This window comes from Martinezella lusitana (assembly GCF_900094565.1).
Classification (GTDB): Bacteria; Pseudomonadota; Alphaproteobacteria; order Rhizobiales; family Rhizobiaceae; genus Rhizobium; species Rhizobium lusitanum.
Genome location: NZ_FMAF01000002.1, coordinates 45,204 through 63,902 on the forward strand (window position 1 = coordinate 45,204; position 18,699 = coordinate 63,902).

Here is an 18,699-nt window from a genome sequence, read left to right on the forward strand (position 1 = left end):
GTCTTCAATTCGCAACGATTTGAAGACATGGCCTATATGGGGAAACTATTCGGCGGCAACAAGGCGCGCCGAGCGGGTTCCCGTCGACAGGCCCCGGACAAGCGTCGCGACGGCCTGGATGGTGTCGGCGCTGGCCTTGCCATCCTTGGTGAGGCTGGTGGCGATCTGGTTGACAATGGCGGTGCCGACGACCACGCCGTCTGCAGAGCCGCCGATTACCTTGGCATGCTCTGCCGTTTTGACGCCGAAGCCAACGCAGATCGGCAGGTCGGTGTGCTGCTTGATACGCTTAACGGCGCCCGACACCAGCGACGGATCCGGCAGAGCCGAACCGGTGATGCCGTTCATCGAGACATAATAGACGAAACCGGACGTGTTCTTCAAAACGGTCGGCAGGCGCTTGTCATCGGTGGTCGGCGTCGCCAGGCGGATGAAGTTGATGCCCTTCCTGATGGCGGGAATGCAGAGTTCGTCGTCCATTTCCGGCGGCAGGTCGACGACAATCAGGCCATCGACGCCGGCGACAAGGGCGTCATCGAGGAACTTTTCGACGCCGTAAATATAGATCGGATTGTAATAGCCCATCATCACGATCGGCGTATCGGCATCCGTCTTACGGAAATCGGCGGCGAGCTGCAGCGTCTTCTTCAGCGTCTGGCCGGCCTTCAAGGCGCGCTGGCCGGCAAGCTGGATCGCCGGGCCGTCGGCCATGGGATCGGAAAAGGGCATGCCGAGCTCGATGACGTCGGCACCGGCTTCAGGCAGCGCCTTCATGATGCCGAGCGAGGTGTCGTAATCGGGATCGCCACCCATGAAATAGGTGACGAGTGCCGGGCGGCCTTCAGCCTTCAGAGCGGCGAAGCGTTTGTCCATACGTGCGGTCATGGCGTCTAACTCACATTCCCAGAATCTTGGCGACGGTGAAGATGTCCTTGTCGCCGCGGCCGGAGAGGTTCATCAGGATGATCTCGTCCTTGCCCATCTTCGGGGCGCGCTTGATGACTTCGGCGAGCGCATGGCTCGGCTCCAGCGCCGGAATGATGCCTTCGAGGCGCGTCAGCGTCTGAAAGGCTTCCAGCGCCTCATGGTCCATGATCGGCACATATTCGGCGCGACCGATATCGTTCAGCCAGGAATGTTCCGGGCCGATGCCGGGATAGTCGAGGCCGGCCGAAATCGAATGTCCCTCTTTGATCTGGCCGTCATCGTCCTGCAGCAGGTAGGTGCGGTTGCCGTGCAGCACGCCGGGCGAGCCCGCGGTGATCGAGGCGCAATGCTCGTCGCCCTCAAGGCCCTTGCCGCCGGCTTCGACGCCGACGATCTTGACGCCTTCATCATCGAGGAAGGGATGGAAGATGCCGATCGCATTCGAACCGCCGCCGACGGCCGCGATAACGAGATCCGGCAGGCGGCCTTCGGCCTCCAGCATCTGCTGCTTGGCTTCCGTGCCGATCACAGCCTGGAAATCCCGAACCATTTCCGGATAGGGATGCGGGCCGGCGGCCGTTCCGATCAGGTAATAGGTGTCGTCGACATTGGTGACCCAATCGCGAAGGGCTTCGTTCATGGCATCCTTCAGCGTGCCGCTGCCGGCCGTCACCGGAATGACCTCGGCACCCAGCAGCTTCATGCGGAAGACGTTCGGCGCCTGCCGCTCGACATCGGTCGCGCCCATGTAGACGACGCAGGGCAGGCCAAAACGGGCGGCAACGGTCGCGGAAGCGACGCCATGCTGGCCCGCGCCGGTTTCGGCGATGATGCGGGTCTTGCCCATGCGCTTGGCCAGCAGGATCTGGCCGATGCAGTTGTTGATCTTATGGGACCCGGTGTGGTTCAGCTCTTCGCGCTTGAAATAGATCTTCGCGCCGCCAAGTTCGGCCGTCAGGCGCTCGGCAAAGTAAAGCGGGCTCGGGCGGCCAATATAATGCGTGCCGAGAGATTTCAATTCCGCCTGGAAGGCCGGATCGTTCTTCGCCTTGTTCCATTCCTCCTGCAAATCCAGGATCAGCGGCATCAACGTTTCGGCAACGAAACGGCCGCCATAAATGCCGAAACGACCGTCCTCATCGGGGCCGGCGCGGAAGGAATTCAGTTTTGGCGTCTGGTTCACTCTCTACTCCCTGCTGCCGGTTCCGGCAGACATGCTTCTGCAAATGCGTCGAAAAACTGGTCGATCTTACCCAGATCCTTCACACCCGGCGCGCTTTCGACGGCGGAGGAAAGATCGATGCCCGTGGCCTTGGTGGATGCCAGCGCGAGCGCGACATTATCCTTGTTGACGCCGCCGGACAGCATGTAGTCGACCCGATCGTCGAGCCAGCTCATCAGGCCCCAATCGAAGGACACGCCGTTTCCACCCGGCAGCTCCGAGCCGACAGGCGGCTTAGCATCGAACAGGAAGCGGTCGGCAATGCCGATATAGGATTCGACCCGCTTCAGATCGTCGGCGTCACGCACCGACATGGCCTTCATGACGGAGACATTATAGACCGCTTTGATCGTCAAGACACGCTCCGGGCTTTCATTGCCGTGGAGCTGCAATATATCCGGCTGCACCAGCGACATGATCTCATCGAGATCGTCATTGGTGGGATTGACCGTGACGGCAACGATCTTTGCCTTGCCGCGAGCGCGCTCGGCCAGCCGGCCGGCCAGATCGGGCTCGATATAGCGTGGGCTCTTCTCGAAGAAGATGAAGCCGATATGGGTGGCGCCGCGCGCAAGCGCACGATCCACCGCTTCCGGCGTCTTCAGACCGCAAATTTTGACATCGGGGTTCATGGCAGCGGAGTGACACGAAATTTCAAAAGAGTCGAGCCTAAAGGCGACAGGCGGGGGAATTTTGCGCTGCCGAAGGCGACGGCGGGCAACAGTGCTCTTTGGCCTGAAACCTATACAATGGCCTTCATGTGGCAAAAGTCCTCACCGCACCGCGATGACGACTTTGCCCCGAGCACGGCCTGTCTCGACGTAGGCCAGCGCCTCGTTGGTCTTTTCGAACGGAAAGACCCGATCGACGACAGGTCGTATGGCTCCTGCCTCGATCAATGAGGCGATCTGCTCGAGCTGCCCGCCGCTCGGCTTCATGAAGAGGAACGAATAGCTGACGCGATGGCGTTTGGATTTTCTGCGGATGCTAAAGCTCAGCAGGCGCATAGCTTGCCGAAGCAGCCAGCCGGAACCGCTTTCCCTGGCAAACTCCGGATCTGGCGGACCGGAGATCGAGATCAACTTCCCACCCGGCTTCAGGACGCGGAGTGATTTTTCCAGCGTATCCTTGCCAAGGCTGTTCAGCACGACATCATACCCCTGCAGGACGTTTTCGAAATCGTCCTTCTTGTAGTCGACGACGACATCCGCTCCGAGACTTCTGACCAGATCGACATTGGCTGTGCTTGTCGTCGTCGCCACGGTCGCACCGATATGTTTGGCAAGCTGGATGGCAATCGCCCCGACGCCGCCCGAGCCGGCATGGATCAGAATCTTCTGCCCCTTCTTCAGGTTTGCCCGGTCGACAAGCGCCTGCCAGGCGGTCAGGGCGACGAGCGGCACAGATGCCGCCTCTTCCATTGTCAGGTTCTTCGGCTTCATCGCAACGTCGGCCTCGTTGATCGCAATGAACTCCGCGAATGTGCCGATACGGTCCTTGGCCGGGCGTCCATAGACTTCGTCGCCGGTTTTGAATTTCCGGACTTTAGATCCGACCCGAACCACGACGCCTGCCGCGTCATTGCCCAGGATCAGCGGCAGGCGGTATGGCAGCACAAGTTTGAACTCGCCGTCCCTGATCTTTGCATCCACCGGGTTTACGCTGGCAGCATGGATCCGGACCAAAACTTCGTCTTCCCGCAACTCCGGCTCGGGGACCTCGCCCAAGCGCAGAGCAGCACCTTTCGCATAGCGATCGATCAGGAATGCCTTCATGATACTGACTTTCTTTTCCTAAGGTTGCGGCGCTAGCGGCTCAGGCCGGAAGCCTGTTGAATTTCCGAAGATTTTTGTCGACGAATGACTCAGGCAGGAAGCGGCGTATGAAGCGGACCTGGCCTGCCATCTTTCCTGCGGTGTAACGTCTCTTCGGTGATGCCGCATTGGCCGCCTTAACGAGCATGTCGGCGACGATCTCCGGTGCATCTCCCGTCTCGACGATCTCCCGCATCAGCTTTTCCGCATCGGCGCGAATGGTGTCGTAGATGGGAAGCGGCTGATCAGCACGCGTGAGATTTTCCTCGAAAGACGTGCGGGTGACGCCAGGCTCGACCAGCACGACGCGAATGCCTTGCGTTCGCACCTCGTGGTCGAGCGATTCCGAATAACCCTCGATCGCATGCTTGGTCGATGCATAGAGGGCGTTGAAGGGGGCGGGTATGAGACCAAGGATGGAGCTCATGTTGATGATCCTGCCCTTTCGCTGGCGTCTCATAATGGGCAGCACCGCATTCGTCAGACGCACGACGCCGAAGACATTCACATCGAACAGAGCCTTTGCCTGTACGGCAGAAGACTCCTCGGCACCTCCGAGCAACCCGATCCCGGCATTGTTGACGAGAAGATCGATTCGTCCTGCACGGATCACAACATCTTCGACCACACTCTGCACCGAACGATCGTCAGTGACGTCGCAAACCAGCATCGTCACGCCATCGGAGGTGTCGGCCATCGGCTTGCGGCTGGTTCCGAACACCTGGTAACCATTGCGCCGCAGCGCTCGTGCGGTTGCCAGCCCAATGCCGGAGGAAGCGCCTGTAACCAGGGCGACGCCGCGTTCTTTACCGCTCATCTGTCTCAGCTTTCATTTTTATCGTGGAACATCGATGAAAACTAAGTTACTATCATTTCGAAACTAAGTCACTATCAAAAAGATACTAACATGCAGAATCTTTCAGACCAATCATGCCTGATTGCCCGCAGCCTCGCGCTGGTGGGGGACGCATGGAGCATGCTGATCCTAAGGGACGCCCATGCCGGGCTCACCCGATTCGATGAATTCCGCAAGAGCCTCAGCATCGCCCCGACGATCCTGACCCGTCGGCTTGCAGCGCTCACGGAGGACGGGCTGCTGGAGAAGCACCGCTATTCGGAGCGGCCGCCGCGGGATGAGTACATATTGACTGCAGCGGGCCAGGACTTCCTGCCTGTCCTGTTTGCGATCGGCGCGTGGGGGCGAAAGCACCGCAATGCAGACGGTGTAACCCGGTTCTTCGACGCCGAGACCGGGACGGAGATCGATCCCGTCATGATCGACCGTGCAACCGGCGCTCCGATCGGCACACGGCCGATTCGCATCGCTGCACCCGAATGAGCCACATCACGCGAAAGGGGCCAGAAGCCTTTAGCCGATAACGGCTGCTCAATCAAAATCGATCGCGTGCAGCTGGCTGCCATGGCGCTTCAGCCAGGCCTTGGCATCGTCCATGCCGGGGCAGAGCTTGCGGCAGAGCGCCCAGAAGCGCGGGCCGTGGTTCATTTCTCTTAAGTGCGCGACCTCATGGGCGGCGAGATAGTCGATGACCAGCGGCGGCGCCATGACGATACGCCAGGAGAAGCTGAGGTTTCCCTGGGAAGAGCAAGAGCCCCAACGGCTGCGGGTGTCCTTCATGGTGATGGAGGAGACAGGCGCGCGGATCGTTCCGGCGTGCACCGCCACGAGCTTTTCGAGATCGGCGCGTGCCTCCTTCTTCAGGAAAGTCGCGATGCGGCGGCCGGCATGTTCCGGCAGACCGCTGACACGCAGCACCGGCTGGCCGTCCACGATGATGGCTTCGGTGAGACCGCGCAGGGTACCTGTGTGCTCGATCCGGTGACGCACGCCGCGCAGAAGGATTTCGCTGCCGCTGCGCAGGCTGCTGTCCGTCGTGAATTTGGCGAGCTTTGTCAAAAGCCAGCCCTGATGCCGGTCGAGGAAGGCATTGACCTCGCGTGCCGCAAGACCGCGCGGAATGGTCATCTTCAGCGAGCGTCCGCCCGGCTCGATCCGAAGCGTGATGCGCGTCGCCCGCTCATGCTGGCGGATCGTCAGCGGCATCAGACGGCCGGCGACGTTCAGGGTGCGCGTTTCCGGCGCGGGTGGTTCGGCAGACGCTCTGCGGGATCTGGATAGAAGCGGAAACATGGAAGGCAGTTTTATACGATTCGGGCTGATATCTGGCAAAGAAAAACCGGCATCGCCCGATGCCGGTTTCGATTGCGTTACAGGGCCTCGGTCACGGCGTCTGGAATTCGGTCGCCGGACCGCCATTGTTGTCATTGCGCTTGACGCTGTTGCGCTCGCGCATGAAGCGGTCGAACTCGTCCTGATCCTTGGCGCGGCGCAGCTCGCGCACGTAGCTGTCGAATTCGGCGCGCATCTCGTCCAGCTTGCGGCGCTCCTGCTCGAGGCGCTCAAGTTCCGCCTTGCGCCAGTCGTCGAAGGCGACGTTGCCGGTGGAGAAGGAATGACGGTGACGGCCGCGATGGCGGCCGCAGCCGGCAAACATGCCGTCGGCCCTTTCATTCACATCCCTTTTGAAATCCCGCAAACGTTCCCCGAAGAGAATATAGGCGAGCATGGCAAAGCCCAGCGGCCAAAAGACCACGAAGCCAAGCACCATCAGGGCAATAGTAGCCGGAGTCCAATCCGGGCGTAGCAATGCAGATTGGTTCATCGTGAGGTATCCTCGCACGGCGCATCGCCCCTCGACCAACACCGATCGACGGAAAGGCTTCTGCGCATTTTTTAAAGCTCTACTGCATCTCAGCGCGTTCCAAGGACGCGCGGCGCGGTAAACGGCCCGATCATCTTCGAAACCGCTGGAATCGAGATGGTAACCTCTTCGTGAGCCTTCAATGGCATATTCAAGCGGAATCGGACAAGCCCTTGAATCCGCGCGGATAATTCAACAAAAGCTAATAATTTGCGCTGCCAGAGCGTGATGACGTTCTTTTCGGACGTCATCACGCTCTGACTATTTGATTTTGCATGATCTTCATCCAAAAATCGCTGCGCCTTTTTTGGATCATGCTCCTCAGGCGGATTTCCCGCCCTTGATCACCCGCTTGACGACCGGCCGGCCGGTGCGGGCATGCTCGCGGGCAAAGGCTAAAATGCGCGGCGCGATCTCGCGGCGGAAGCGCGAGCCGTTGAAGACACCGTAATGGCCGACGTCCGGCTGCAGATAATGCATGCGCATATGATCGGGGATGCCGGTGCAGATGGTCTGCGCCGCCATGGTCTGGCCGACGCCGGAGATATCGTCATTCTCGCCCTCGACGGTCAGCAGCGCGACATTGCGGATCACCGAAGGATCGACCGGCCGGCCGCGATGCATGAGTTCGCCCTTGGGCAGCGCATGCTTGATGAACACCTGGTCCACGGTCTGCAGATAGAATTCCGCGGTCAGATCCATGACAGCCAGGTATTCATCATAGAAATCGCGGTGCTTCTCCGCCGGCTCGCCGTCGTTCTTGACGAGATGCACGAAGAAGTCCTTGTGGGCGATCATGTGCCTATCGAGGTTCATCGACATGAAGCCGGAAAGCTGCAGGAAGCCGGGATAGACGGGCCGCATGAAGCCCGGCTGCGGCCAGGGGACATTCATGATGACATTGTCGGCAAACCATTCGAGCGGCCTGTCCTTGGCCAGCTTGTTGACCGCCGTCGGATTGATGCGCGTATCGATCGGGCCGCCCATCAGCGTCATCGACGCCGGCACCAGAGGATCGCCGGCCGCCTCCATCACCGCAACGGCCGCGAGAACCGGCACGGACGGCTGGCAGACGGCAACGACATGCGTGTCCGGCCCGAGATGGTGCAGCATCTCGATGACGTAATCGATATAATCCTCCAGATCGAAGGTGCCTTCGGTCATGGGCACCATGCGGGCATCGATCCAGTCGGTGATGTAGATATCGGCGCCCGGCAGAAGGGCTTCCACGGTTCCGCGCAGCAGTGTCGCATAGTGGCCCGAGATCGGCGCGACGATCAGGATGCGCGGATCGATGCCGTGACCGGCGGGCAGGCTGCGCTCGAAATGGATGAGATCGCAGAACGGCTTCTTCCAGGCGATCTTTTCGTGCACCGAAACCGGCTTGCCGTCGATCGTCGTCTCATGAAGCCCGAATTCCGGCTTGCCATAGCGCCTGGTCGTGCGCTCGAAGACTTCGAGGCTTGCCGTCAACGTGCGGCCAAGCATGGTATGCGACAGCGGATTAAGGGGATTGGCAGAGGCCAGGCGCATCATGTCGGCAGCGGCGCGGAAGGGTGCGAGGGCGGCATGATTGAGTTCGTAAAACTGATAAAACATTTGGGGGCGTCACCTTTCGAGATGCCGGCGCGCGAACTTGCAAATCACATAGATTTTCAAAAGCTCATGCGCCTCATATGTCGCTGCTTTCATTGCGGCGCTCCTCCGGTTGCGCTGCGCAGCAGGATGATTGCGGCTCCTCAGGCGCAATCTCCATCCTTTAAGCTCTTACTAACCAGTCTAGCAGTTTTTGTTGGGGGGCAACATAACTGCAGAGAGTTTTACCTATAAAAACGCCGGAGAATCGCTTCTCCGGCATCAACAATGATCTCAAAAGATTAAAGTTCCTGAGCCTCAAGGCCTCATGCGTCTGCGAGGAAGGTCTGGCGCTGCGTGCCGAGGCCTTCCATGCCGAGTTCGACGACATCGCCCGGCTTCAGATATTGCGGTGGCTTCATGCCCATGCCGACGCCGGGAGGCGTGCCGGTGGAGATGACATCACCCGGATGCAGCGACATGAACTGGCTGAGATAGGATACGAGGTAGGCAACACCATAGACCATGGTCTTGGTCGAGCCGTTCTGCATCGTCTTCCCGTTGACCTTTAGCCACATGCCGAGGTTCTGCGGGTCGGCAACCTCGTCCTTCGTAACCAGCCACGGGCCGATCGGACCGAAGGTGTCGCAGGACTTGCCCTTGGTCCATTGTCCCGAACGTTCCGTCTGGAAAGCGCGCTCGGAAACATCGTGCGAAACGCAATAGCCGGCGACATAATCGAGAGCATCGGCTTCGCTGACATATTTCGCCTTTTTGCCGATGACGACGCCGAGCTCGACTTCCCAATCGGTCTTTTCCGAGCCGCGCGGGATCAGCACGTTGTCATTCGGGCCGACGATGGCCGAGCTTGCCTTCATGAAGATGATCGGCTCCGGCGGCACGGTGGCACCGGTTTCCGCGGCATGGTCGGAAAAGTTCAGACCGATGCAGATGAATTTGCCGGTGCCGGCGACACAGGCGCCGATGCGGCCTTCCGCCAGTTCCGGCAGGCTCTTCGGATCGAGAGCGGCGATCTTCGCGAGACCAGCCGGCGAAATGGCCTCTCCACCAATATCGGCGACATGCGCGGAGAGATCGCGGATCTTGCCGTCGCTATCCAGAAGTGCCGGCTTTTCCTTTCCGGCTTGCCCTACACGCAACAATTTCATGGATTTTCCTTCCCTGCATTTTTCAAAGACGAGATTGCTTTCAAAGCCAAGATTGGTGACACCATATATGAACGAATTATTTACCAGTGTCATCAATCGATTTCAGAGCATAGCATGCTCCGGCGTTCCGCGTGGGAACAACAGTTTTTCTAGACCGGGGGCAATGCTCTGGCGATTTCGACGATGACAGCAAAAGCCATATCGATATCTTCCGCTGTCGCTTCGAACTGTCCGGCCTGAAAGCGAATGACCAGGCGGCCGGCAACGCGGGTCTGCGTTAGATAGATGCGGCCGTCATTGTTGATCGCGGCAATCAGGCGCTGCGTATGGCTTTCCTGATCGGCGCCCGCGGGCGCCTTGTGATCGAACGAAAACAACGACAGAAACGGCTGGGTGACAATCTCAAAATCGGGTTCGGCCACCAGGCGCTTAGCCAGATTCTGCGACCATGCGACGTGATTGCGGATCATCCCCCGCAGCCCTTCCAGGCCGTGATAGCGCAGCAGGAACCAGAGCTTCAACGCGCGAAAGCGCCGGCCAAGCGGCACCGACCATTCCGAATAGTTGATGATGCCGTCATGGCCATGGGTACGCAGATATTCGGGCTGGATCGCCAGCGTCCGCACCAGCGTTTCCGGTTCGCGAACGAACTGGACGGAGCAATCGAATTGCGCGCCAAGCCATTTATGCGGATTGAAGACGACGGAATCGGCCCGCTCGACGCCTTGCCACAGCTCACGGAATTCCGGGCAGATCATGGCGGAGCCCGCCCAGGCGGCATCGACATGCACGTAAAGTCCGTGGGCATGCGCCACATCGACGACAGCAGCGATATCATCGCAGGCGCCGACGCTGGTGCCGCCAACGCAGGCGATAACACCGGCCGGCAGCAATCCGGCGGCGCGGTCTTGCTCTATCGCAGCGGCAAGCGCCTGAGGATCCATGGCCTTGTTCGGACCGGCGGAGGGGATGCGCACTAGGTTCTCCGCGCCGACGCCGGAAATCCAGATGGCGCGGTCGATTGACGTATGGACCTGATCGGTAGAATAGATCCGCACCGCCTTGTTTGCAGCGAGTCCGTGGCTGTTGCCATGCCAGTCCAGCGCCCGCTCGCGCATGACCAGAACGGCGGCAAGAGTTGCGGTTGAAGCCGAATCCTGGATGACGCCGGTGAAACTGTCAGGCAGGCCGAGGGCTTGACCCAGCCAGTCGACCACCTTGGTCTCCAACTCGGTGGCGGAAGGCGAGGTCTGCCAAAGCATGCATTGCGCGGCAATGGCGCTGACCAGATATTCGGCGATCACCGAGACCGGGGCGGCATTGGCGGGGAAATAGGCAAAAAAGCGTGGATGCTGCCAATGCGTCATGCCGGGAACGAGGATATCCTCGAAATCCTTGAAGATATCCTCCATCGCTTCGCCGGATTCCGGTGGGGAATCGGCAATATGCGCGGATATTTCGCCAGGAGCCGTCTGCGCCCGCACGGGCCGGTCCCGGAGCGATGCGCGATAATCCGCACCCCAATTCGCGGCCTTTTCCGACCAGCGCCGAAACTCCTCCCCATTCATAACGGTCCTCCCAATTCCATCAAAACGAGGCGGACCTTAGACGGGTTTTTGGGGGCGGTCGAGTATCAGAACAGCTCTTCGAGTGCAGGGCCGAGCGGCACGATACCGCTCGGATTGAGCGCCGTCACCGAATAGTAGCCGCGCTTGATGTGATCGAAGCTGACCGTCTCGGCGATCCCAGGCCAGTCGAACATGCGGCGGCAGAAGGACCGGAGATTGGCATAATCCGACAGCCTGCGGAGGTTGCACTTGAAGAGGCCGTGATAGGCGACATCGAAACGGACGAGGGTGACGAACAGCCTGATATCGCTTTCGGTCGGATGGTCGGTAAAGAGGTAGTCCCTGCCCTCCAGCTCGGCCTCAACCTGATCGAGACATTTGAACACGCCATGGAAAGCTTCCTCATAGGCGACCTGCGTCGTCGCGAAGCCGGCGCGATAGACGCCGTTATTGAGGGCCGGATAGATCCGCGCGTTGAAGCGGTCTATATCCTCGCGCTTGCCGGTCGGATAAAGATCGATGTCGTTCTGGGCGAGATCGCCGAAACCGTCATTCAGCATACGCAGGATATCTGATGATTCGTTGTTGACGATCGTGCCGGTCCGCTTGTCCCAAAGCACCGGCACGGTGGCGCGGCCCGTGAAGAGCGGATCGGCCTTGGTGTAGATCTCATGCATATAGGTGGCGCCGTTGACCGGGTCGTCTGTCGCGCCGGGATAATCTCCGAAACGCCAGCCCTGCTTGGTCAGCGCCGGTTCGACCACCGAGACGGAAATGACATCCTCAAGCCCCTTCAGCTTGCGGCCGATCAGGGTGCGCGACGCCCAGGGGCAAATCAACGCGACATAAAGATGGTAACGGCCGGCCTCCGCCTTGAATCCGCGCTCGCCCGTCGGTCCCGGTCGGCCGTCGGGTGTTATCCAGCTGCGGAAACTCGAGGTCTGGCGGACGAAGCCGCCCTTTTCATCCTTGGCCTGGACCGGCTGCCAATCCTCAGTCCATTTCCCGTTCACCAGCAAGGTTGCGTCTCCAGTCTCGAGTGTTCTCTTCCGCGACAGCATAGCGAAACAGGATTTCGCCGAAATAACGCAAACTTGAAACAGTCTGTCTACCTGGCGAATGCGGAAGGATCTATGTATGGAAACACGTGTCTTCTGTTCAAGTTTACTGGAGCATCCCATGCCCGCATCCGTCTCGTCAGTGAAAACAGAGCATGCCAGTCGCTATCTGCAGCAGCTCTGCAAGCACTGGAGCCACCGATTTGAGGTGGAATTCAATGAAACGGCCGGGAAGGTGCCTTTCAGCGCCGAAGCCTCTCTTGGGCTGGCGGCCAATCCCACCAACCTGATCATGACGCTGAGTGTCGAAAAGCCCGAGGATCTCGAACGCATGCAGGCAGTTGTTGCCGATCACCTCAAGCGTTTTGCATTTCGCGAAGAGCTCGATGTGATCTGGACTGCCGACGAGAGCCGAGTATAGACACGCCTCATATGTTGATGGCCAACCACGAAATCCCTGCAAAAAGACCCGCAACTGGTTCCCACTGATGGAAAGAAGCCCCAATGACATCAAGCAACAATCGCGAATCGCAGTATCCGATCGATAAGATCTTCCTCGATCGCTGGTCGCCGCGCGCCTATTCCAATGAGACCATGCCGGAAAAGGATCTGCTGACCATTCTGGAGGCTGCCCATTGGGCGCCATCCGCTTCGAACCTGCAGCCCTGGCGCTTCGTCTATGCCCTGCGCGGTTCGGAGAACTGGGACAAGTTCCTCGATCTTCTGATCGAATTCAACCAGGGCTGGGCGAAATCCGCTGCGGCGCTGCTCTTCGTCATCTCGCGCACCCATAGCGGCGAACTCGGTTCCGCCGAGCAGAAGCCCAGCTACAGCCACTCCTTCGATGCTGGCACTGCCTGGGGCTTTCTGGCGATGCAGGCACATCTAGCCGGCTATGCAGCCCACGGCATGGGCGGCTTCCATGTCGAGAAGTCCTACGAGGTTCTCGGTATTCCTGAAGGGTTCCGCGTCGAGACCGCTGTTGCGATCGGCAAGATCGGCGACAAAAACCAGCTGCCGGAAAAGCTGAGGGAGCGCGAAGTGCCGAACCATCGCAATCCGCTTTCCGAGGTTGCCTTCAATGGCACGTTTATCGCCAAGTAATTGATATCAATTGAAAAGGCCCGCCAGATGTTCTGGCGGGCCTTTTTGTTTCTCGTGACAGAGATCAGATGTCGAGATTGGCGACGCTTAGCGCATTTTCTTGAATGAACTCGCGCCGGGGCTCGACCTCATCGCCCATAAGCCGGGCAAACAAGCCGTCGGCATCGTTCGCATCCGCGACCCTGACCTGCAACAACGAGCGCGCATTCGGATCCAGTGTCGTTTCCCAGAGCTGCTCGGCATTCATTTCGCCAAGGCCCTTATAGCGCTGCATGGTAAGACCCTTGCGGCCGGCGGTGAAGATCGTTTCCAACAGTTTGCGCGGGCCGGAAATCTCGGTTTCGCCATCGCGGCGCACGAGCTTCGGCGGCACGATGTAGGTTTCCTTGAGCCGGACGCCGAGCTGGTCGATGAGGCGTGCATCCTGCGAACCGATCAGCGCCATGTCGAGAAGCACGACTTCCTTGACGCCGCGCACCATGCGCTCGAAGCGCAAACCGCCCTCATCCGTCACGAGGCCGGTCCAGCCGCGTTCGGTTTCCTCGGCGATGATATCGAGCCGCTTGGCGACGTCATCAACGAGCACCGCGGCCCGCGCCCGATCGCTGACCAGTTCGGCATTGAGCGCGCCGGCAATCGCCGCCTGTTCGACGACATCGCGGTTGTAGCGCGAATGCAGATTGTCGAGCAGCGTGCGCAGGCGCAGCGCATCGAAGATAACCTCGCGCAGATCTTGTCCTGCGCGCACCTCGCCATTGCCAAGCCTGAGGCTCGCATCGTCAAGACCCTGCGCGATCAGATATTCTTCCAGCGCCTTCTCATCCTTCAGATATTGCACCGATTTGCCGCGCGTCACCTTATAGAGCGGCGGCTGGGCAATATAGAGATGGCCGCGTTCGATGAGATCGGGCATCTGCCGGAAGAAGAAAGTCAACAGCAGGGTACGGATATGGGCGCCGTCGACGTCGGCATCCGTCATGATGATGATCTTGTGATAGCGCAGCTTGTCGGCGTTGAATTCGTCCTTGCCGATACCGGTACCGAGTGCGGTGATCAGCGTGCCGATTTCCTGGCTCGAGAGCATCTTGTCGAAGCGGGCGCGCTCGACGTTGAGAATCTTGCCGCGTAGCGGCAGGATCGCCTGATTTTCGCGCGAACGGCCCTGTTTGGCCGAACCGCCTGCCGAATCGCCCTCGACGAGGAAGACTTCGGACTTGGCGGGATCGCGTTCCGAGCAGTCGGCGAGCTTGCCGGGCAGCGAGGCAATATCGAGAGCGCCCTTGCGCCGGGTCAGCTCGCGCGCCTTGCGGGCGGCCTCGCGGGCGGCAGCGGCTTCGACAACCTTGCCGACCAGTACCTTCGCATCGGACGGATGCTCTTCGAGCCAGGTGCCGAGCGCTTCGTTTACGAGGCTTTCGACCACCGGGCGGACTTCCGAGGAAACCAGCTTGTCCTTGGTCTGCGAGGAGAATTTCGGATCGGGAACCTTGACCGACAGCACAGCCGTCAGGCCTTCGCGGCAATCGTCACCCGTCAGCGTCACCTTTTCCTTCTTGGTGATGCCGGATGACTCGCCGTAGGAGGTGATCTGGCGCGTCAGCGCGGCGCGGAAGCCGGCCATATGCGTGCCGCCGTCGCGCTGCGGGATGTTGTTGGTGAAGCAGAGCACGTTTTCATGGTAGCTGTCGTTCCACCACATGGCGACTTCGACGGTGATGCCGTCCTTCTCGCTGCGGATCGACACCGGCTTTTGGACCAGCGGCTTCTTGGCGCGGTCGAGATAGGCGACGAAGGCTTCCAAGCCGCCGTCATAGAGCATCTCTTCCTGCCTGATGTCGGAATGACGCTTGTCGGTCAAAAGGATGCGCACGCCGGAATTCAGGAAAGCAAGCTCGCGCAGGCGATGCTCCAGCGTGCCGTAATCGAATTCCGTCATGGTGAAGGTGTCAGAGCTCGGCATGAAGCTGACTTCGGTGCCGGTCTCATTGCCGGCATCGCCGGTTTCCTTGAGCGGCGCATCGGCCACGCCGTGGCTGAAGCTCATTTCATTGATCTTGCCCTGGCGGCGGATCTTCAGCTTCAACCAGACGGACAGTGCGTTGACGACGGAAACGCCGACGCCGTGCAAGCCGCCGGAGACCTTGTAGGAATTCTGGTCGAACTTACCGCCGGCATGAAGCTGGGTCATGATGACTTCGGCCGCAGAAACACCTTCGCCGGTATGGATATCCGTCGGGATGCCGCGGCCGTTATCGGTTACCGTCACCGATCCATCGGGATTGAGGGTGACCGTGACGATGTCGGCATAGCCGCCCAACGCCTCGTCGATGGCGTTGTCGACGACTTCGTAGACCATGTGATGCAGGCCCGAACCGTCATCCGTGTCACCGATATACATCCCGGGTCGCTTGCGCACGGCATCAAGGCCCTTCAGAACCTTGATGCTGTCTGCGCCATACTCGGCGTTACCGCCGTTTTCGGTTACGGATATATCGGTCATTTTATTGAAGTCTTTCCAGTGTTTAGAGAATCTCGCCGATCACTGACGAATCAGCGGTTTTTCTTTCCCTGAATATAGGATGTTTCACCCCGAACTTCCAAACGGAAGGCCCCTAAATCAGGTATAAAACAGGGGATTGAGGCGCTTTTCAGCCTGATTTGCCGCCATTTTCGAGAACTCGAGATAGCTCTTGTATCGTTGCTGCGTCAAGATTGCGAATCTTGCCGGCCAAGTGGTTGACGAAGGCCGTATATTCAGGTGCAAGCCCCGACGTGTCGACGACGATGCGAGGGTCGGAAAAGCGCGCCAGCAGGAACAATTCCTCGGCTTCGTCCCAGATGATGTTGAAATATCCGGCGATGCGCTGCAGCAGATCAAAGGTCGGTGTCCCGCGCTTTCCGTGTTCTAAGGCGGATAAATAAGCCGGCGTCACATTCAGCGCGGCCGCCATTTCCTTTTGCGAGACGCCCTTGCGCAGCCTGAGCTTTCTCACCGCTTCGCCGAAGGGGGTCAAGGCTTGTCCCCCTTCAGGCGCGACAGGCGGATATAGAGCGCGCCGTCGCCACCATGATGTTGCGCCGCCGTCTCGTAGGAAGAGATCAGAAAGCGAAATTCCGGCTTGGAAAACCAGAGCGGTACCGCGCGCTTGAGCGCCCCTTCGCTGCCCATGGAGCTGCCCTTGCCTGTTATGACAAGCACATGGCGAAGCCCGCGGCCATGAGCGCGCAGGAGGAAATCCAGAAGCATGCCATGCGCCTCGCTCTGGATGAGGCCGTGAAGATCGATCCGGGCCTCCAGCGCCAGCCGCCCCTTGGCGATCTTGCGCTTGACCGGACGTTCGAGCTGGTGGTGGCGGCCGGAAGGCTGTTTGGCGGGCGTCGGCACATTTTGCGGGTCGGTTGGCATCGGAGCCGTTCCCGCCTTTGCGGCGTGGGCCTCTTCCTCGCTCTCCGCTTCGGCTGCCAGCGCTGCTTCGAAAGCCTCCATATCGGCCATTCGGCCGGCCATGGGCCGGGTGCTCTTGGCTACCCTGCCCCAGAGGATGCGGTCCTCCGCGCTGAGCTTATGCTCCTTGTTCTTTCGTTCCGAGGCCATCAGCCGAACCTTCGCGCCGCCGCCTTTGGAATGAATATATAAAAATCGGCGTCATTGCGCACTGTGCCGGCGAGCTCCCCGGCATCATAGCCCGAACCGGTAAATATATCGCCGCGCGCCGGCCCGACGATGGCGGAGCCTGTATCCAGCGCCAGCATCAGCCGCGCGAAAGGCTTGCCGGCATCAAGATGAGTGAGACTTTCCGAGCGGATGAAGAAGGGAAAGCCGAAGGTATGGATCTGGCGATCCACCGCAAGGGACCGGCCGGCAAGCAGAGGCACCTTGGCGGCGGCAATCGGACCGAGCGTGGGGTCGCTGACATCGGCCTCGCGGAAGAAGATATAGGACCGATTGTGCCAGAGAACCTCGTCGACCTCCCGTGGGTGGGCATAGAGCCAGTCGCGGATCGTCTGCATGGATATCGTCGCGCGGTCGAGCACACCCCGCTCGATGAGCAGGCGCCCGACCGCCGAGAAGGGATGCCCGGCCTTGGCGGCATAGGTGATGCGGCCCATGCGCCCATCCGGATAGCACAGGCGAGCAGCCCCCTGCACGTGCACGAAGAAGACGTCGACCTTGGATTTCGCCCAGGCGATCTCCAGCCCCTTGCCCTCAAGATAACCGCGATCGATCTCGCCGCGATCGGGATAGGCTGAAATCGCACCGTCGCGGAGGCGTCCGAACATATAGGACGGGTCGAGATCCGCAGGCCGATTGGTGTCGTCCAGGTCGATCAGATCATCCGGTCGCCGGTAGAAGGGATAGCGATAGGTTTCGTCCGGTGTGGCCGAAACCTCGATCTCCGGCTCAAAGAATGCGGTTACGAACCCTTTGGCGCCATCGCCACGGCGAATGAAGAAGGGCCGGCAATGCTCTTCGAAGAAGGCACGTGCCTCGGCCGCATCGCGTGGTTCCCAATCTTCGGCCGCATCGAGCAGAACCAGAAGTTCATCGGCGGTCAGCCCGGCAGCGCCGGTGCGGTAGGGCTTTACGTCGCGGATATGGTTTCGACAGTCCTTCATGGCGCGAAAAAGGCTGGAAGGATCGTCGTCCTTCCAGCCCTTCAGATCGGCGAAGGTTGCCGGTTCCAGTCTGAAATCCTGCAATGGGCTCGTCATTGTTCAGATTCGGTCGCCACAAGTTTCCAGTTCGGATCGCGGGAACGGGTGTCGCGGGCGAAAGTCCAGAGGTCGCTGACCTCGGCCACGGCCTCGGCGTCGCCGTCGATCAGCGTGCCGGCCTTGTCGTAGGTCGCCGAAATCATCTGGCTGACGATGCGCATGGTGACCAAGGCTTCGGTTCCCTTGATCTCGGCGCTGAGAATATCGGCCTTATCGATGCCGACGAATGTCGATTTGACCTTTTCACCCTTGGCCTCGCGATCGGCGATTGCTGCGTCGAAGCCGTCATAGACCTCGCGCGAAAGCAATCCCTTCAAGGCCTTGCGATCGCCATCTGCAAAAGCCATGACGATCATCTCATAGGCCATGCGGGCGCCATTGACGAATTCCTTCGGATTGAAGGCGGGATCGGTCTTGCTCACTTCGCGCAGAGAATCATTGAGCGGCGTGCCGGCCGGGGTGAAGGCGTCGACGGCGGCGAAGCGATCCTCCTCTTCCGCCGTGTCGCGACGCGGCAAGGTCACCACCTTGCCGGCATCCGGCGGCGTCGGGCCATTCACCGGATCGGCGGAACCATAGAGATCGCGCGGCGGCTTCTCATTCCCCGTGCGGCGGCCAAGGACACTGCGCAACTGAAAGAAGATCAGCACCGCTGCCACCAGGAAAAAGATCGTCACAAAGTCGTTTGCACCCATCTCGTATCGGAACCACCGTTAAAATTAAAGTTTCAATCCCCATATAGTCTGCATCCATCTATCATTCAAATAGCGGACCAGTTTCTTTATTATGCGCGTTCAACTAACGCTTATGCCGAGAAACCCGCGTT

General features: G+C 59.8%; 20 protein-coding genes. 3 read left to right on the top strand and 17 right to left on the bottom strand.

All coding sequences use genetic code 11. The features are described from left to right. Positions 1–45: 45 nt before the first annotated feature. From trpA to GA0061101_RS03525, 5 genes are all read right to left on the bottom strand, one after another. Positions 46–885 carry a tryptophan synthase subunit alpha gene (gene trpA / locus GA0061101_RS03505; RefSeq protein ID WP_092573050.1) on the bottom strand — a complete coding sequence of 280 codons (840 nt, stop codon included), beginning with the start codon at positions 883–885 and terminating at the stop codon, positions 46–48. Between the two features lie 10 nt (positions 886–895). Further along, entirely contained in the window at positions 896–2,110 is a 1,215-nt protein-coding gene (gene trpB, locus GA0061101_RS03510) for a tryptophan synthase subunit beta (RefSeq protein WP_037195558.1), read from the bottom strand. After that, positions 2,107–2,781 carry a phosphoribosylanthranilate isomerase gene (locus tag GA0061101_RS03515; RefSeq protein ID WP_037195560.1) on the bottom strand — a complete coding sequence of 225 codons (675 nt, stop codon included), beginning with the start codon at positions 2,779–2,781 and terminating at the stop codon, positions 2,107–2,109. Before GA0061101_RS03515 ends, trpB begins: the two co-directional genes overlap by 4 nt. A gap of 141 nt (positions 2,782–2,922) precedes the next feature. Beyond that, the gene (locus GA0061101_RS03520; RefSeq protein WP_037195561.1) at positions 2,923–3,924 is read right to left on the bottom strand and encodes an NADP-dependent oxidoreductase; all 1,002 of its coding nucleotides are present in this window, start codon (positions 3,922–3,924) and stop codon (positions 2,923–2,925) included. A gap of 40 nt (positions 3,925–3,964) precedes the next feature. Then, on the bottom strand, positions 3,965–4,780 hold the full coding sequence (locus GA0061101_RS03525; protein ID WP_047637610.1) for an oxidoreductase: 816 nt from the start codon (positions 4,778–4,780) through the stop codon (positions 3,965–3,967). A gap of 90 nt (positions 4,781–4,870) precedes the next feature. Between GA0061101_RS03525 and GA0061101_RS03530 the strand changes: the two genes are divergently transcribed. Further along, a complete protein-coding gene (locus tag GA0061101_RS03530) occupies positions 4,871–5,302 on the top strand; it encodes a winged helix-turn-helix transcriptional regulator (protein WP_047637612.1) in 432 nt (143 codons plus the stop codon). A 48-nt stretch (positions 5,303–5,350) separates the two neighbouring features. Here GA0061101_RS03530 and GA0061101_RS03535 read toward each other — a convergent pair whose 3' ends face one another. The 7 genes from GA0061101_RS03535 to GA0061101_RS03565 all read right to left on the bottom strand — a co-directional run bounded on the left by GA0061101_RS03535 (position 5,351) and on the right by GA0061101_RS03565 (position 12,014). Beyond that, entirely contained in the window at positions 5,351–6,112 is a 762-nt protein-coding gene (locus GA0061101_RS03535; RefSeq protein WP_037195567.1) for a M48 family metallopeptidase, read from the bottom strand. A 91-nt stretch (positions 6,113–6,203) separates the two neighbouring features. Further along, positions 6,204–6,644 (bottom strand): DUF2852 domain-containing protein, encoded by a 441-nt coding sequence (locus GA0061101_RS03540; RefSeq protein ID WP_092573051.1) that lies wholly within the window; start codon positions 6,642–6,644, stop codon positions 6,204–6,206. 89 nt (positions 6,645–6,733) lie between these two features. Continuing rightward, a complete protein-coding gene (locus GA0061101_RS03545; protein ID WP_141694044.1) occupies positions 6,734–6,973 on the bottom strand; it encodes a hypothetical protein in 240 nt (79 codons plus the stop codon). A gap of 31 nt (positions 6,974–7,004) precedes the next feature. Then, complete coding sequence (locus tag GA0061101_RS03550; RefSeq protein ID WP_092573052.1) at positions 7,005–8,282, bottom strand: polyhydroxyalkanoate depolymerase; 1,278 nt, start codon at positions 8,280–8,282, stop codon at positions 7,005–7,007. 302 nt (positions 8,283–8,584) lie between these two features. Further along, positions 8,585–9,427 (bottom strand): fumarylacetoacetate hydrolase family protein, encoded by an 843-nt coding sequence (locus GA0061101_RS03555; RefSeq protein WP_037196131.1) that lies wholly within the window; start codon positions 9,425–9,427, stop codon positions 8,585–8,587. A 149-nt stretch (positions 9,428–9,576) separates the two neighbouring features. Further along, a complete protein-coding gene (locus tag GA0061101_RS03560; RefSeq protein ID WP_092573053.1) occupies positions 9,577–10,995 on the bottom strand; it encodes a pyridoxal phosphate-dependent decarboxylase family protein in 1,419 nt (472 codons plus the stop codon). Between the two features lie 65 nt (positions 10,996–11,060). After that, positions 11,061–12,014 (bottom strand): glutathione S-transferase family protein, encoded by a 954-nt coding sequence (locus GA0061101_RS03565; protein ID WP_092573054.1) that lies wholly within the window; start codon positions 12,012–12,014, stop codon positions 11,061–11,063. A gap of 160 nt (positions 12,015–12,174) precedes the next feature. Between GA0061101_RS03565 and GA0061101_RS03570 the strand changes: the two genes are divergently transcribed. Further along, positions 12,175–12,474, top strand: coding sequence for a DUF2218 domain-containing protein (locus tag GA0061101_RS03570; RefSeq protein ID WP_092573055.1), 300 nt, complete (start codon positions 12,175–12,177; stop codon positions 12,472–12,474). An 83-nt stretch (positions 12,475–12,557) separates the two neighbouring features. Beyond that, positions 12,558–13,157, top strand: coding sequence for a nitroreductase family protein (locus GA0061101_RS03575; RefSeq protein WP_037195580.1), 600 nt, complete (start codon positions 12,558–12,560; stop codon positions 13,155–13,157). A 64-nt stretch (positions 13,158–13,221) separates the two neighbouring features. Here the strand turns inward: GA0061101_RS03575 and gyrB are convergent, their stop codons facing one another. The 5 genes from gyrB to GA0061101_RS03600 form a co-directional block, all read right to left on the bottom strand. Next, entirely contained in the window at positions 13,222–15,657 is a 2,436-nt protein-coding gene (gyrB, locus tag GA0061101_RS03580; RefSeq protein WP_092573056.1) for a DNA topoisomerase (ATP-hydrolyzing) subunit B, read from the bottom strand. Between the two features lie 148 nt (positions 15,658–15,805). Further along, entirely contained in the window at positions 15,806–16,171 is a 366-nt protein-coding gene (locus tag GA0061101_RS03585; RefSeq protein WP_047637617.1) for a helix-turn-helix domain-containing protein, read from the bottom strand. Further along, positions 16,168–16,752, bottom strand: coding sequence for a Smr/MutS family protein (locus GA0061101_RS03590; RefSeq protein WP_047637619.1), 585 nt, complete (start codon positions 16,750–16,752; stop codon positions 16,168–16,170). Before GA0061101_RS03590 ends, GA0061101_RS03585 begins: the two co-directional genes overlap by 4 nt. Continuing rightward, entirely contained in the window at positions 16,752–17,870 is a 1,119-nt protein-coding gene (gene mltA, locus GA0061101_RS03595) for a murein transglycosylase A (protein ID WP_092573057.1), read from the bottom strand. The genes GA0061101_RS03590 and mltA overlap by 1 nt, the downstream gene beginning before the upstream one ends. Further along, entirely contained in the window at positions 17,867–18,568 is a 702-nt protein-coding gene (locus tag GA0061101_RS03600; protein WP_037195599.1) for a Tim44/TimA family putative adaptor protein, read from the bottom strand. The genes mltA and GA0061101_RS03600 overlap by 4 nt, the downstream gene beginning before the upstream one ends. Between the last annotated feature and the right edge of the window lie 131 nt (positions 18,569–18,699).

Excerpts from the sequence above, each read along its gene's own strand:
- GA0061101_RS03550 (WP_092573052.1), bottom strand. The coding sequence starts at position 8,282 with ATGTTTTATCAGTTTTACGAACTCAATCATGCCGCCCTCGCACCCTTC.
- GA0061101_RS03515 (WP_037195560.1), bottom strand. The coding sequence starts at position 2,781 with ATGAACCCCGATGTCAAAATTTGCGGTCTGAAGACGCCGGAAGCGGTG.
- GA0061101_RS03590 (WP_047637619.1), bottom strand. The coding sequence starts at position 16,752 with ATGGCCTCGGAACGAAAGAACAAGGAGCATAAGCTCAGCGCGGAGGAC.
- GA0061101_RS03530 (WP_047637612.1), top strand. The coding sequence starts at position 4,871 with ATGCAGAATCTTTCAGACCAATCATGCCTGATTGCCCGCAGCCTCGCG.
- GA0061101_RS03560 (WP_092573053.1), bottom strand. The coding sequence starts at position 10,995 with ATGAATGGGGAGGAGTTTCGGCGCTGGTCGGAAAAGGCCGCGAATTGG.
- GA0061101_RS03540 (WP_092573051.1), bottom strand. The coding sequence starts at position 6,644 with ATGAACCAATCTGCATTGCTACGCCCGGATTGGACTCCGGCTACTATT.
- GA0061101_RS03600 (WP_037195599.1), bottom strand. The coding sequence starts at position 18,568 with ATGGGTGCAAACGACTTTGTGACGATCTTTTTCCTGGTGGCAGCGGTG.
- GA0061101_RS03525 (WP_047637610.1), bottom strand. The coding sequence starts at position 4,780 with ATGAGCGGTAAAGAACGCGGCGTCGCCCTGGTTACAGGCGCTTCCTCC.
- mltA (WP_092573057.1), bottom strand. The coding sequence starts at position 17,870 with ATGACGAGCCCATTGCAGGATTTCAGACTGGAACCGGCAACCTTCGCC.
- GA0061101_RS03520 (WP_037195561.1), bottom strand. The coding sequence starts at position 3,924 with ATGAAGGCATTCCTGATCGATCGCTATGCGAAAGGTGCTGCTCTGCGC.
- GA0061101_RS03570 (WP_092573055.1), top strand. The coding sequence starts at position 12,175 with ATGCCCGCATCCGTCTCGTCAGTGAAAACAGAGCATGCCAGTCGCTAT.
- gyrB (WP_092573056.1), bottom strand. The coding sequence starts at position 15,657 with ATGACCGATATATCCGTAACCGAAAACGGCGGTAACGCCGAGTATGGC.
- trpA (WP_092573050.1), bottom strand. The coding sequence starts at position 885 with ATGACCGCACGTATGGACAAACGCTTCGCCGCTCTGAAGGCTGAAGGC.
- GA0061101_RS03575 (WP_037195580.1), top strand. The coding sequence starts at position 12,558 with ATGACATCAAGCAACAATCGCGAATCGCAGTATCCGATCGATAAGATC.
- GA0061101_RS03535 (WP_037195567.1), bottom strand. The coding sequence starts at position 6,112 with ATGTTTCCGCTTCTATCCAGATCCCGCAGAGCGTCTGCCGAACCACCC.
- GA0061101_RS03555 (WP_037196131.1), bottom strand. The coding sequence starts at position 9,427 with ATGAAATTGTTGCGTGTAGGGCAAGCCGGAAAGGAAAAGCCGGCACTT.